The organism is Pseudomonas sp. AC229, from assembly GCF_979254655.1.
Window position 1 is genome coordinate 283168 of sequence record NZ_CEEDHK010000006.1, and the last position, 12880, is coordinate 296047.

Genomic DNA, 12880 nt, shown 5'->3' on the forward strand with positions numbered 1-12880 from the left:
TGCGTTTTTTATGCGGGGAATTGCGCAGCCAACTCGCGCAGCGCGGTTTCAGCTTCCAGCACTTTGTTGATCGCTTCGTTGGCCTTCTCGCGGCTCAGGCCCAGGCGGTCGAACAGTACTTGCGGAATTTCAGCCTGCGGACCGGTGCCGATGCCACGGTTGCGCAGCAGGCTCACGGCCAGACACACCAGATTCGGATACGCCGAGTGAGCACCTTCGTAGTCCGGGTCGTGCTGGAAGCGCAGCGCGGTGGCCAGCTCGTCCGGCATGTCCCAGAAGCGCATCAGCCACGAACCGATTTGTTCACGGGTAATGCCCAGCAGGTGTTGCTCGATGTAGCTGTGATCCAGGTGCGGGTTCACTTCAAGGTGGCGGCAGATCAACGAAAAGTGCGGTGGGAACACGTGTGCCAGCACCAGATAGCCGAAGTTGTGCAGCAGGCCGGCCAGGTACGTCAGGCCCGCTTCCGGGCGCTGCGCACGTGGCATGGCGCGCGTCAGGCCTTCGATCACGGCGGCGGTGTAAATCGCTTGGTGCCAGTACGGCGTGGCGTGTTGCGGCTGGTCTTTAGGCAGGGCCAGGGTTTTGCCCAGGGCCAGGCCAAGCGCCAGGTTGATGACCAAATCGAAGCCCAGTACGCGCACGATGGCGTCTTCAACCGAGCGAATTTTCCCCGGCGCGGCGTAGTAGGGCGAGGCGGCCCAGCTGACCACTTGCGCGGCCAGCGCGGGGTCGGTTTCTACCACGCCGGTGATGTCGTCGACGGTGGCGTCGGGGTCGACGCGAAGTTTGATAATTTTCTGCGCGGTTTCTGGCAGCGGTGGAATTTCAATGGTTTCTTCCAGGCGCTGCTGAATGCGGCGAGCGGTGAATGCCTGCACGGCCTGGGTGATTTCCGCGCGGTCGTCGTCCGGGCGGTCGAGGTTGGGGCGAATGCCGCTCAGTGGCTCGCCGAAACGCGCGGCGCTGGCTTTGCTGAGCAAGGTTTTGTAAGCGTCGCGGGGAATTTCCAACAGCACACCGGCCTGGCCCGATTCGATCACCAGCGTCGGCGCCAGCAGCAGTTGTTCGTCGTACAAGCAGGGCGAGCTGGTCAGTGGCGGCAGTGCGGGCAGCACGGTCAGGTTGTGCTTGGCGAGCATGCGTTCCTGACGATCCGGTTTGACTGCCGCGAGTTTGCGGCCGGTCAATTCGGCGAGGCGATTGAGATCGAGCAATTGGGTGTGCGGGTAGAGCACCAGCAGGGCGCCGATGGCATCGTCGAGCAGCACTGCTTGGACGCGCTGGGCCAGGGCCAGCTTGGGTTGCTCGTAGCAGACTTGATACGGAACGCTGAGCTTGTCGAGTAGCTGCAGAATCACCATCGGCGGCTGTGGCGAGGTATCGGTGGCGAGGGCTACTTCCGTCATGAGCGTGCGATCCGGTGCGATGGGTTAGCCCGAGTATAACCAGCGGGGATTATGACTGGCCGGTCAGCCGACGGGCGTTTGTGAGCTATTTCACACTTGCCCGTATTGCTGCCCGTGGCGTAACCAGCGCTCCAACAAAGGACTGACATGTTGCGGCCAGCGTTCCAGCAAGGCTTGGGCCGCGTCACGTACGGCCGGCAGCAAATCGGCGTCGCGCATCAGGTCGGCCACCTTGAATTGCAGCAAACCGGTTTGCCGCGTGCCGAGCATTTCGCCGGGGCCGCGCAACTCGAGGTCTTTTTCGGCGATCACAAAGCCATCGCTGGTTTCGCGCATGATGCCCAGGCGCTCGCGGCCCAGTTGCGACAGCGGCGGGTGGTACAGCAGCACGCAATGGCTGGCGGCGCTGCCCCGGCCCACACGGCCGCGCAATTGGTGCAGTTGAGCCAGGCCCAGACGCTCCGGGTTTTCAATAATCATCAGGCTGGAATTGGGCACGTCGACGCCCACTTCAATCACCGTGGTGGCGACTAATAGCTGCAACGCGCCTTCTTTGAACTGCTGCATCACCGCCGCCTTTTCCGCCGGCTTCATGCGCCCGTGGATCAGGCCGACGTTCAAGCCGCCGAGGGCCGCCGACAAGTCTTCGTAAGTGGTTTCGGCCGCCTGGCAGGTGAGTTCTTCCGACTCTTCGATCAGCGTGCACACCCAATACGCCTGCCGCCCTTCGTGGCAGGCCGAACGTACGCGCTCGATCACTTCGAAGCGGCGGCTGTCGGCCACCAGCACGGTGTTGACCGGCGTTCGGCCGGGCGGCAGTTCGTCGAGAATCGAGGTGTCGAGATCGGCGTAGGCGCTCATGGCCAAGGTCCGCGGAATCGGCGTGGCGGTCATGATCAACTGATGCGGGCACATGCGCCCGTCGACGCCTTTTTTACGCAGGGCCAGGCGCTGCTGCACGCCGAAGCGATGCTGTTCGTCGATGATTACCAGCGCCAGGCGCTTGAACTGCACTTCGTCCTGGAACAGCGCGTGGGTGCCGACCACCATGGGCGCACCGCCGGCGATCTTTTCCAGGGCGGCGGCGCGGGCTTTGCCTTTGAGCTTGCCGGCCAGCCATGCCACTTCCAAACCCAGCGGTTCCAGCCAACGTGTGAAGTTGATGAAATGCTGCTCGGCGAGAATCTCTGTAGGTGCCATCAGCGCCACTTGATAGCCCGCCTCCAGTGCCTGCAAGGCAGCAAGGGCGGCGACCACGGTTTTGCCCGCGCCGACGTCGCCCTGCACCAGGCGCAGCATCGGTTCGGGTTGGCTCAGGTCGTAGGCGATTTCAGCGCCCACGCGCTGTTGGGCGCCGGTGGGCGCGAAGCCGAGGTTCTTAAGAAATTTTGCCGGCAGCTTTTTCGCTTTCGGCAACTGCGGTGCCTCTTGCGCGCGCAGGCTTTCGCGCAGGCGTTGCAAGGACAGCTGATGCGTCAGTAGTTCTTCAAAGGCCAACCGGTGCTGGGCCCAGTGCCGGCCTTCGGCGAGTTCTTCGAGGTCGGCGTCGGGCGGCGGACGGTGCAGGTAACGAATGGCTTCGTCGAGCGGGCTGAGCTGGTAGTCGCGGGCCAGTTCGTCCGGCAGCCAATCGGGCAGGCTGTGCGGACCCAGGCGCGCCAGCGCTTGCTCACTGAGTTGGCGCAAACGCTGCTGGGTCAGGCCTTCCGTGGTGGGGTAAATCGGCGTCAGGGTTTGCTCGACGCCACTGTCGCTGTCGGCGGTCAGCGCGCGGTATTCAGGGTGGTAAATTTCCAGCCCCGAGGCGCCCGGTCGCGCTTCGCCATAGCAGCGCAACTGCGTGCCGCGTTTCAGGCCGTCTTTTTGTGCCTGGCTGAAGTGATAGAAACGCAGGCTCAACGTGCCGCTGCCGTCTTGCAGGCGCACCAGCAGGCTGCGGCGTTTGCCCATCAGCACATCGGCGCCGGCCACCACGCCTTCGACCACGGCGTCTTGCCCGGGCCGCAAGGCGCCGATGGGCACCACGCGGGTGCGGTCCTGATAGCGCAGTGGCAGGTGGAACAGCACGTCCTGCAGGTTTTCCAGGCCAACGCGCGCGAGCTTTTCTTCCAGCGCCGCGCCCACGCCTTTCAGCGCGGTTACCGGCACCGCCGCCAATTCAGTCATGGGCGCGCGGCCTTAGGCGGTTTGTGGCAGCGGGTTGGCCACCGAACACAGGCGGATGGAGTCGGCCAGCACGTCGATGGCGCGCGGGCGCGGGAAGCTGGCGCGCCAAGCGATGGCCACAGTGCGGAAAGGCACCGGCGCCGTCAGGGGACGCACTTCGAAAACGCCGGGGGCGTAGTGGTGGCTGTCGACCGCCGAGAACGGCAGGATCGAAATGCCCATGCCGGAGGCGACCATATGGCGAATGGTTTCCAGCGAGCTGGATTCCACCGTGGTGTGCTTGGCGTGCTCTTCGCCGCCTTTGCGCAGCGTGGGGCAGGCTTCCAGCACCTGGTCGCGGAAGCAATGGCCTTCACCGAGCAGCAGCAAACTTTTGTCGTTGAGCAGTTCGGCGTCGATGGTTTGCTTGGCGGTCCACGGGTGGCCGCTAGGCAGCAGCACATAGAACGGCTCGTCATAGAGCACTTTGGTCAGCACGTCGGCTTCCTGGAACGGCAGGGCGATGATGATCGCGTCCAGCTCGCCGTTACGCAGTTTGTCGCGCAGAACGTGGGTGAAGTTTTCTTCGATATACAGCGGCATCTGCGGCGCGACGCGGTGCAGTTGCGGAATCAGGTGCGGGAACAGGTACGGGCCGACGGTGTAGATGGCGCCGACTTTGAGCGGCGCGGCCAGTTGGTTTTTGCCGGCCTGGGCCAGCTCACGAATGCCTTGGGCTTGTTCGAGTACTTTCTGCGCCTGGGTGACGATGCCTTCGCCGACCGGGGTGAGGCGCACGGCACTTTTACTGCGCTCGAATATCAGGATGCCCAGCTCGTCTTCCAGTTTTTTAACGCCGACCGAGAGGGTGGGCTGGCTGACGTGGCAACGCTCGGCTGCGCGTCCGAAATGCTGCTCTTGTGCCAGGGTGACGATGTAGCGCAGTTCGGTGAGGGTCATAGTGTTTATCCATTGATTTGCGCCAAAGCATAGCGGTTGTATTCAATGGAACCAACCCGCACCGCAGGTTAAATGTGCCCGATGTTTCGGGCACTGGCGGGGTGCGGGTCCGGTGAGCGCGCGGCCGTTTTACCGCGAAAACGGCTAGCGACGATCCAGTGAGTACACGAACGGTGCGACCACTTCGACGCTATTGCCGTTAAGGATGTCTTCCGGCGGCTTGGGCAGGGGCTGGGCGCGACGGATCATGGCGAGGGTGGCGCGGTCCAGCGAGGCGTTGCCCGAGGAGCCGGCGAGCGACGCGCTGAGCACCTTGCCGTCGGCATCGACGCTGAAGCGAATGCGGCTGGTGCCCTCGGCGCCACGGCGTCGGGCATCGTCCGGGTAACGCTTGTAGCGCGCCAGGTGGCTGAGCAGTTTGCTCTGCCAGGTAATCTCGGCCTGCGACGGTGCGCTGGTGCTGCTCGGCTGCGGCGCGGTGGGCGCAGCGGGCGGCGCCGGCGGTGCGGGCGGTGCATCGGGCATCGGCTGCTCAGCCGGTTTTTCCGCAGGCTTAGGCGGCTCGACCGGTTTGATCTTCGGCTTGGGTTTGGGTTTTGGCTTGGGCTTTTCCAGCACAATCTTCGGCTTCGGCGCCTCGACTACTTCCGGAATCGGCTCAGGTTCAGGCGCGATGATTTGCGCCGGGGCCGGCGGGGGAGGCACCACTTCGGGCAGCGGCGGCAGTTCGATCATCATGGCCGGCGGCGGCAATTCCACTGGAATCGCTTCGGCGTGCCAGTACAACGCCCACAGGCCGATGCCGATATGCAGGGCGAGCACCAACAGCCAACTTACCGTCCAACCGGAAGCTTTGCGCAGCGTGAGGGTCATTTCTGCCCGACCGCCTCAAGGCCGACCAGGCCCACTTTGAGGTAACCGGCAGCGCGCAGGCTGTTCATGGCGTCCATCAGATCGGCGTAGTCCACGCCTTTGTCGGCGCGGAAGAAGATCGTGGTGTCCTTCTTGCCTTTGGTCTGTTGGTCGAGCGCCTGGCCGAGCTGCTCTTTGGTGACTTGCTGATCGCCTAGGTAGAGGTTTTTGTCCTCTTTGACGGTCAGGTACACCGGCTTGTCGGGGCGCGGTTGCGGCTCGGCGCTAGAGGCCGGCAGGTCTACTTTGATGTCCACGGTCGCCAGCGGCGCGGCGACCATGAAGATGATCAGCAGTACCAGCATCACGTCGATAAAGGGCGTTACGTTGATCTCGTGGGATTCGACCAGATCATCGCCGCCGTCGTTGAGGTGCAGGCCCATGTCAGCTCACTTTTACCGCGTGCGGCTGGCTGCGTTGCTCAGCCGGCAGGTGGTCGAGGTCACGGCTAACCAGCAGCAGAACCTGCGCTGAAGCGTCTGCCACTTGGGCTTTGTAACCGGTGATGGAGCGGGCGAAGACGTTGTAGATCACCACCGCCGGAATCGCCGCTACCAGGCCCATGGCCGTTGCCAGCAGGGCTTCGGCGATACCCGGTGCAACCACGGCGAGGTTGGTGGTTTGCGATTTGGCGATGCCGATAAAGCTGTTCATGATGCCCCACACGGTGCCGAACAGGCCGACGAAGGGCGCTGTGGAGCCAATGGTGGCGAGCACGCCGGTGCCTTGGCTCATTTCCCGCCCGCAGGCGGCGACCAGGCGTTCCAGACGGAAGCTGACGCGTTCCTTGATGCCTTCCTTCTCGCGGGCGTTGGCCGACAGGCGCATTTCTTCCAGGGCGTCATGCACCAGCACATGGGACAGGCTGCCCTTTTTGTCCGCCTTGTCGGCGGCGTCTTTCAACGAGCGGCTTTGTTTCAGCAATGCCAGCTCACCGCGCAGGCGACGCTTGGCGCCGATCAGCTCGAAGCCTTTGGCAATCCAGATGGTCCAGGTGATGACCGAGGCCAGGGCCAGGCCGATCATCACGGCCTTCACCACGTTGTCGGCGTTCTGGTACATGCCCCACGGCGACAGGTCGTGGGCGAAGGCGAGCTGGTCGTCGGCGATCAGTTCGTTGGCCTTGGCCAGGTTGTCGAGCGCTTGGTTTACTTCCTCGGGCGTGGCGCCGTTGGCTTCCAAGGTTTCTTTGGTGGCGGTGCTGATCTGCTCGGGGGTCGCATCCGGGCCAAGGCTGGCGATTTTCTCGCGCAGGGCAGCGGCAGCAGGCGTCTCGGCAGCCGGCGCCGGCACGGCGGCGGTAGCCGGCGCTGGCGCGGTGGCGGCCGGTGCAGTCGAGGGGGCTGGCGCCGCAGCGGCAGGTTCTTCAGCGAAGCTGTTCACTGGCAGCAGCAGGCTGAGCAGCAGCGCACCAGCGGTGAGCAGGGCGCGGGGCTGCAAACGGAAAGACGGAGCGCGGTAGGCGTTGAAATTCATGCTGGCCGGACCTGAAAGGGTAAAAACGGTGACCGAAGCCCGAAGGCTCCTGGCGCAAAAGGGCAGTTAGTATTGCAAATTATTCTTGTTTGTTAAAGTGATAATGTAACGCTTGGATGACCGTTGAAGTCTTTCCCTTCTTTCGTGCGGCCTGCCTAGAATGCCGCTTTGCCTTGAGGTAGCCGCATGTCCGCCGTTCCCACCCTGATGATTGCCGGTTGCGGCGATGTTGGAAGCCGCCTTGGTTCGCAGCTGCACGCCGCGGGTTGGCAGGTGTTTGGTTTGCGGCGATCGGTCGCAGCGCTGCCCGCTGAAATCGTGCCGGTGGCCGGCGATTTAGGCGCTGTCGATTGCCCGTCGGCATGGCCGCACGGCGCGCTGGATTACCTGGTGTATGCCGCCGCTGCCACCGACCACGACGAAGCCGGATACCGCCGCGCCTACGTAGATGGATTGACGAACGTGCTTGGCTGGCTGAAACAACGTGATCAGTCGCCGAAACGGGTGATTTTCGTCTCCAGCAGCGGCGTGTATGCCCAGGACGGCGGTGTGTGGGTGGATGAGCACTCGCCCGCCGAGCCCACCCGCTTTTCTGGCAGCATCATGCTTGAGGCCGAGAAAGTGGCGCGCGACAGCGGAATTCCCGCGACCGTGGTGCGCCTGACCGGCATCTACGGGCCAGGCCGTGAATGGCTGCTGAAACAGGTGCGCATGGGCTATCGCGTGGTCAGCGAGCCGCCGCTTTACGCCAATCGCCTGCACGCCGACGACTGCGCGGGCTTGCTGGCGTTTCTGCTTCAAGCCGATGCCGCGGGCAAGACACTGGACGGCCTTTACATCGGCGTCGACGACGCGCCGGCGCCGCTGCACGAGGTGGTGGCCTGGTTGCGCGATTACATGGGCGTGACCGACTGGGCTGAGGAATCGACGGTACGTCGCGCTGGCAGCAAACGCTGCAGCAACGCCCGCGCCCGGGCGCTGGGGTGGGTGCCGCGTTACCCCACTTTCCGCGAAGGGTACGCAGCGGTATTGGCCGGGCAGTGAGCGCGGACGCCAATCGGCTGCTGGTGCAGCCCTGGCTGGCCGGCGTCGAGCTGTTTCAGGCCGACTTTTCCGGTCAGCCGTTTGGTCGTCACAGCCACGACGCGTTTGCCATTGGCGCGATTATTGAGGGCGTTGGCGGCTATCAATGCCGCGGCGCTCGGCACGCGTTGCCGGCCGGAACGTTGTCGTTAATGAACCCTGAGGAGCCGCACACCGGTCACGCCATTTCTTCACGGCTGGTCTATCACATGCTCTACGTCGAAGAGGCGCGGTTGCCGGCGTTGTTAGGGCGCAAACGCTTGCCGCGCGGCTTCCATCAGCTCAACCCGGCCGACGACGGTGCCGTTGCGCAGCGTATGGCCGGGCTGGTGCAGGAATTCGAGCGCCACGACGCGCTGGCGTTGGAAAGCCAGCTGCTGGCGGTGCTGGAAATGGTGTTTATCCGACATGGCGGTATGCGCCCGCTGCCAACCGTAGCGCGCGACGGCGGCAGCACCGCGCGGCTGCGCGAATACCTGGAAGCAAACTTTCAGCAGGCGGTGAGCCTGGAGCAATTGGCGGTGGTGGGCGAGCGCCATCCTCGGCATCTGATTGAAGCGTTCCGCCGTGCTTATGGCGTACCGCCGCACACCTATTTGTTGCAACGCCGGGTGCGCGAAGCCAAGCGCCTGCTGCTGGGTGACGCGCCGCTAAGTGATGTGGCGTTGCAGCTGGGCTTTTACGATCAAGCGCATTTTATTGGCACCTTCAAACGCTTCACCGGCGTTACGCCCGGGCGTTTTCGCCGCGCTGCGCACGTCTGATTTTTCTCCAATACCGCTTGCTTAGCCTCGTCACAGACTGGCCGCCGAATTCGATCGGAGGTCGTCATGGTTGCGTTGTTTCTATTGGTCGCCAGCACCCACTTTGCCGCGCTGCTCTCGCCTGGCCCGGACTTCTTTGTGCTGTTGCGCACGGCTTTGCTGCAAGGGCGACGGCAAGCCTACGGCTGCGCGTTTGGCATTGCGGCGGCGAATGTAGTGGTGATGCTGGCGGTATTGCTCGCGCAGAGCCTGATGCCTGCACAAGGCGGTTGGGTGTGGCGGGCATTGCAGGCGGCGGGCGGCGCGTATTTCGTGTGGCTGGGTGCGCACGCATTTATCGGGCGACGGCAACTGGACCTGGCCGTTGGTGCCACGGAGTCGGCGGGCCTTTGGTGGCTCGGCTTTTGGCAGGGCTTGGCTGCAAGTCTGATGAACCCCAAGTGTCCAATTTTCTATGCCGGCTTGTTTGGCGTGCTCCACGGCGCCGCCATGCCCGGCTGGGGACTGGCGTTGTGCATGGCCTGGATGGCTGTGGTGGTGCTGGTGTGGGATGCCGCGCTGGTGCGCCTGCTGAGCATCGAGCGCTGGCGGGTGTGGTTGCAGCGCCGGGTGGTGATTCTGGACAGGGTGTGCGGTGGGATGCTGCTGGTGTTGGGTGGATATCTGCTTGTGGCGGCGGTGTGAGGGCTGGAAAGCATCGAGGCTGAAGCCTTTCCTACAGAGGTTGCGTGATCTGTGGGAGGGGCTTCAGGCTCGCTTTTTTAGTCTTTTTCCAGCACCCAGGTGGTCACGCCGGGCAGGTAGTCAGGCATTTCATTGGCTTGCGCCTGGTTCACGGCGCGGAAGATTTCCAGCTGATCGCCTTCGCGTTTGAACAGCCAGACGCTGCCTTGGTTGCCCAATTGCAGCCAGAGGCTGTCGGTGTCGCCGCTCATGGCTGCGCAGTCGCCAGCCAGACACAGTGCGTAGCGGTCAGCGCCGGGCAGGCCTTCCACTTTGCCGTCCGGGTGAAACAGCACCAGGCCTTTGGCCCCCGGCCCTTTGCTGATTTTCCAGGTGCCGCCCAGGTAGGCCGAGTACAGCGCCTGTTCGAAACTGCTGCCCGGTGGAGCGCCGAGCGGCAAGGCGAGGGTCGAGCGCTGGAAGCGTTGTTCAGGGCCGGTTTTGCTTTCGCCCTGAACCATGCGGTCGTTCTCGACGTTCAGTTGTTCGTGGAAGTCGCCGTAGAAGTCGACACGCCATTGGCCGTCGGGCTGGTCCACGAGTTGGCCTTCGTCCAGCTCAAAGCCATTGCTGACGTTGGCGGTTTTGCGCGCGGTGTCGATGGTCCATTCCAGATTCGGCCCGTAGGCCAGCAACGCCTCGCGCAAGTTGCCGCCCTGTGAGGCGGCATCGATAGCGGCCTGGTTGATCCAGATGCCGTTCGGGTCGTGGCTCGCAGGGCTGCTGCAACCGCCCAGGAAGGCGGCGCACAAGAGCAGGACGAAGGCGTTGCGCATGGCGGGTTCCTTCCTTGGAAAGTCCGGTTATTCGATAACCAGAATGGCGTCCATCTCAACCTGGGCGCCACGCGGCAATGCCGCTACGCCGATGGCGGCGCGGGCCGGGTAGGGCTGTTCGAAGTAGCGGCCCATCACCTCGTTTACCTTGGCAAAGTGCGAAAGGTCGGTGAGGAAAATGTTCAGTTTGACGATGTCTTTGAACGAACCACCGGCGGCTTCGGCAACGGCCTTGAGGTTTTCGAATACCTGAACGGTTTGGGCTTCGAAGCCCTCAACCAGCTCCATGGTTTTTGGGTCCAGGGGAATCTGGCCGGACATGTACACGGTATTGCCGGCCTTGATGGCCTGCGAGTAAGTGCCGATGGCGGCGGGTGCGTGTTCGGAAGTGATGACGCTCTTGCTCATGAAAAAGCTCCTTGAGGTTTAGTCCTGCGTAGCGCAGGCCGTCGTTACGAAAGGGGTCAGGCGCGGACGCGGGAGATATGCACCACGCCTTTGAGGGCTCGCAGCTTTTTGATGACGCGGGCCAGGTGCACGCGGTCATGCACGCTGACGACCAGCTGAACCACGCTGATGCGACCGTCGCGCTCGTCCATGCTGATTTTTTCGATGTTGCCGTCGGCGGCGTTGACGCTGCTGGCGAGCAGGGCGATCAGGCCGCGCTGGTGTTCCAGCTCAATGCGCAGCTCGACGTTGAACTCGCCGACCACGTCTTTGGCCCACGACAGCTGGATGCATTTTTCCGGGTTCTGGCGAATGTCGCTGATGTTCTTGCAGCTTTCCAGGTGCACCACCATGCCTTTGCCGGCAGAAAGATGGCCGACGATGGGGTCGCCTGGAATCGGCGTGCAGCATTTGGCGTAGCTGAGCACCAAGCCTTCGGTGCCGCGAATGGCCAGCGGCCCTTCGGCGCTCGGCAGCTGTTCGCTTTCATGGGCGAGCAACCGACGCGCCACGACATAGGCCATGCGGTTGCCGAGGCCGATGTCTTCGAGCAGGTCTTCGATAACCTCGAGGCGGTATTCGGCCAGCACGCTCTGCACTTGCTCGGCGGGCACTTTGTCGAGATGGCTGTTGAGGCCGGTCAGCACCTTGTTCAGCAGGCGTTCGCCCAGGCTGATGGATTCCGAGCGACGTTGCAGTTTCAGCGCGTGACGAATGTGCGTGCGGGCCTTGCCGGTGACCACGAAATTGAGCCAGGCCGGGTTCGGACGCGCGCCGGGCGCCGTGACAATTTCCACCGTGGCGCCGCTTTGCAGCGGCTCGGACAGCGGGGCCAGCCGGCGGTTGATTCGGCAAGCGATGCACGAGTTGCCGACATCCGTGTGCACGGCATAAGCGAAATCCACGGCCGTGGAACCCTTGGGCATCTCCATGATTCGGCCTTTGGGCGTGAACACGTAAACCTCGTCCGGGAACAGGTCGATTTTTACGCTTTCGATAAATTCCAGGGAGTTGCCGGCGCGCTGCTGCATTTCCAACACGCCCTTGACCCACTGACGGGCGCGGGCGTGGGTGCCTTTGGGCTGGTCTTCGTCGTTGGACTTGTACAGCCAGTGGGCGGCGATGCCGTTGTTGGCCATTTCTTCCATTTCGCGGGTGCGAATCTGGATTTCAATCGGCACGCCGTGCATGCCGAACAGCGTGGTGTGCAGCGACTGGTAGCCGTTGGCTTTGGGGATCGCGATGTAGTCTTTGAAGCGCCCCGGCAGCGGTTTGTACAGGTTGTGGACGGCGCCAAGCACGCGGTAGCAGGTGTCGACCTTGTCGACGATGATGCGGAAGGCGTAGACGTCCATGATTTCGTTGAACGCCCGGCGCTTGCCACGCATCTTTTGGTAGATGCCGTACAGGTGCTTTTCGCGGCCCATCACTTCGCCTTCCATACCTTCGCGTTCGAGGCAGTGGGTCAGCGATTCTTCAATTTTGTTGACGATTTCCTTGCGGTTGCCCCGTGCGCGTTTCACCGCCTGGCGAATGCGCTCGGAGCGCATCGGGTGCATGGCCTTGAAACCCAGTTCTTCAAATTCCACGCGCATGCTGTGCATGCCCAGCCGGTTGGCGATGGGGGCGTAGATTTCCAGGGTTTCTTTGGCGATGCGCCGGCGCTTTTCGCCGGCCAGCACTTCCAGGGTGCGCATGTTGTGCAGGCGGTCGGCGAGCTTGACCAGAATCACGCGAATGTCACGGGCCATGGCCATGGCCATTTTCTGGAAGTTTTCCGCCTGGGCTTCAGCTTTGGTTTCGAAGTTCATCTGGGTCAGCTTGCTGACCCCGTCGACCAGTTCGGCGACGGTTTCGCCAAATTGCGCAGTGAGCGCTTCTTTGGCGATGCCGGTGTCTTCGATGACGTCATGCAGCATCGCAGCCATCAGGCTCTGATGGTCCATGTGCATGTCGGCGAGAATATTGGCCACCGCAAGCGGGTGGGTTACGTAGGCTTCACCGCTGCGGCGGCGTTGGCCGTCGTGGGCTTGCTCTGCGTAGAAGTAGGCGCGGCGAACAAGGTTGACCTGTTCACCGCCCAGGTAGGTCGAAAGTCTGTCGGCGAGGGCGTCTATGCTCGGCATGGGATTGCCCCGTGCCAAGCGCAGGTTCGCGCCGCGTCGCTTTGGTTAGACAAGCATCG

At 63.1% G+C, this 12880-nt stretch carries 12 protein-coding genes; 3 read left to right on the top strand and 9 right to left on the bottom strand.

Annotation, left to right across the window (positions count from 1 at the left end):
* Positions 1 to 8: 8 nt before the first annotated feature.
* The 6 genes from AC0IW7_RS10925 to exbB form a co-directional block, all read right to left on the bottom strand.
* The gene (locus AC0IW7_RS10925) at positions 9 to 1409 is read right to left on the bottom strand and encodes an aminoacyl-tRNA deacylase and HDOD domain-containing protein (protein WP_122492391.1); all 1401 of its coding nucleotides are present in this window, start codon (positions 1407 to 1409) and stop codon (positions 9 to 11) included.
* Between the two features lie 90 nt (positions 1410 to 1499).
* Entirely contained in the window at positions 1500 to 3575 is a 2076-nt protein-coding gene (recG, locus tag AC0IW7_RS10930) for an ATP-dependent DNA helicase RecG (protein ID WP_471817845.1), read from the bottom strand.
* A gap of 12 nt (positions 3576 to 3587) precedes the next feature.
* Positions 3588 to 4514, bottom strand: coding sequence for a hydrogen peroxide-inducible genes activator (locus AC0IW7_RS10935; RefSeq protein WP_122492393.1), 927 nt, complete (start codon positions 4512 to 4514; stop codon positions 3588 to 3590).
* Between the two features lie 144 nt (positions 4515 to 4658).
* On the bottom strand, positions 4659 to 5387 hold the full coding sequence (locus AC0IW7_RS10940; protein ID WP_122492394.1) for an energy transducer TonB: 729 nt from the start codon (positions 5385 to 5387) through the stop codon (positions 4659 to 4661).
* Positions 5384 to 5809 (bottom strand): TonB system transport protein ExbD, encoded by a 426-nt coding sequence (exbD, locus tag AC0IW7_RS10945; protein WP_122492395.1) that lies wholly within the window; start codon positions 5807 to 5809, stop codon positions 5384 to 5386. Before exbD ends, AC0IW7_RS10940 begins: the two co-directional genes overlap by 4 nt.
* A 1-nt stretch (position 5810) precedes the next feature.
* Positions 5811 to 6902, bottom strand: coding sequence for a tonB-system energizer ExbB (exbB, locus tag AC0IW7_RS10950; RefSeq protein ID WP_471817848.1), 1092 nt, complete (start codon positions 6900 to 6902; stop codon positions 5811 to 5813).
* Positions 6903 to 7088: 186 nt separating this feature from the next.
* On the opposite strand from exbB, the gene AC0IW7_RS10955 reads away from it, so the two are divergent.
* The 3 genes from AC0IW7_RS10955 (at position 7089) to AC0IW7_RS10965 (ending at position 9433) form a co-directional block, all read left to right on the top strand.
* Positions 7089 to 7946: an SDR family oxidoreductase gene (locus AC0IW7_RS10955; protein ID WP_471817851.1), complete on the top strand. Its 858-nt coding sequence runs from the start codon at positions 7089 to 7091 to the stop codon at positions 7944 to 7946.
* Positions 7943 to 8749 carry a helix-turn-helix transcriptional regulator gene (locus AC0IW7_RS10960; RefSeq protein ID WP_471817853.1) on the top strand — a complete coding sequence of 269 codons (807 nt, stop codon included), beginning with the start codon at positions 7943 to 7945 and terminating at the stop codon, positions 8747 to 8749. Before AC0IW7_RS10955 ends, AC0IW7_RS10960 begins: the two co-directional genes overlap by 4 nt.
* 66 nt (positions 8750 to 8815) lie before the next feature.
* Complete coding sequence (locus AC0IW7_RS10965) at positions 8816 to 9433, top strand: LysE family translocator (protein WP_471817855.1); 618 nt, start codon at positions 8816 to 8818, stop codon at positions 9431 to 9433.
* Between the two features lie 77 nt (positions 9434 to 9510).
* On the opposite strand, the gene AC0IW7_RS10970 is transcribed toward AC0IW7_RS10965, so the two are convergent.
* The 3 genes from AC0IW7_RS10970 to spoT are packed head-to-tail and all read right to left on the bottom strand — an operon-like array spanning position 9511 to position 12821.
* A complete protein-coding gene (locus AC0IW7_RS10970; protein WP_471817857.1) occupies positions 9511 to 10248 on the bottom strand; it encodes a putative periplasmic lipoprotein in 738 nt (245 codons plus the stop codon).
* Positions 10249 to 10275: 27 nt separating this feature from the next.
* The gene (locus AC0IW7_RS10975) at positions 10276 to 10656 is read right to left on the bottom strand and encodes a RidA family protein (protein ID WP_108095077.1); all 381 of its coding nucleotides are present in this window, start codon (positions 10654 to 10656) and stop codon (positions 10276 to 10278) included.
* A gap of 56 nt (positions 10657 to 10712) precedes the next feature.
* Positions 10713 to 12821 carry a bifunctional GTP diphosphokinase/guanosine-3',5'-bis pyrophosphate 3'-pyrophosphohydrolase gene (gene spoT, locus AC0IW7_RS10980; RefSeq protein ID WP_463384424.1) on the bottom strand — a complete coding sequence of 703 codons (2109 nt, stop codon included), beginning with the start codon at positions 12819 to 12821 and terminating at the stop codon, positions 10713 to 10715.
* Positions 12822 to 12880: the final 59 nt, after the last annotated feature.

What these genes read in the sequence shown, in the direction of transcription:
- AC0IW7_RS10940 (WP_122492394.1), bottom strand. Translation starts at nt 5,387, where the DNA reads ATGACCCTCACGCTGCGCAAAGCTTCCGGTTGGACGGTAAGTTGGCTG.
- AC0IW7_RS10965 (WP_471817855.1), top strand. Translation starts at nt 8,816, where the DNA reads ATGGTTGCGTTGTTTCTATTGGTCGCCAGCACCCACTTTGCCGCGCTG.
- exbD (WP_122492395.1), bottom strand. Translation starts at nt 5,809, where the DNA reads ATGGGCCTGCACCTCAACGACGGCGGCGATGATCTGGTCGAATCCCAC.
- spoT (WP_463384424.1), bottom strand. Translation starts at nt 12,821, where the DNA reads ATGCCGAGCATAGACGCCCTCGCCGACAGACTTTCGACCTACCTGGGC.
- recG (WP_471817845.1), bottom strand. Translation starts at nt 3,575, where the DNA reads ATGACTGAATTGGCGGCGGTGCCGGTAACCGCGCTGAAAGGCGTGGGC.
- AC0IW7_RS10955 (WP_471817851.1), top strand. Translation starts at nt 7,089, where the DNA reads ATGTCCGCCGTTCCCACCCTGATGATTGCCGGTTGCGGCGATGTTGGA.
- AC0IW7_RS10935 (WP_122492393.1), bottom strand. Translation starts at nt 4,514, where the DNA reads ATGACCCTCACCGAACTGCGCTACATCGTCACCCTGGCACAAGAGCAG.
- AC0IW7_RS10975 (WP_108095077.1), bottom strand. Translation starts at nt 10,656, where the DNA reads ATGAGCAAGAGCGTCATCACTTCCGAACACGCACCCGCCGCCATCGGC.
- AC0IW7_RS10925 (WP_122492391.1), bottom strand. Translation starts at nt 1,409, where the DNA reads ATGACGGAAGTAGCCCTCGCCACCGATACCTCGCCACAGCCGCCGATG.
- exbB (WP_471817848.1), bottom strand. Translation starts at nt 6,902, where the DNA reads ATGAATTTCAACGCCTACCGCGCTCCGTCTTTCCGTTTGCAGCCCCGC.
- AC0IW7_RS10970 (WP_471817857.1), bottom strand. Translation starts at nt 10,248, where the DNA reads ATGCGCAACGCCTTCGTCCTGCTCTTGTGCGCCGCCTTCCTGGGCGGT.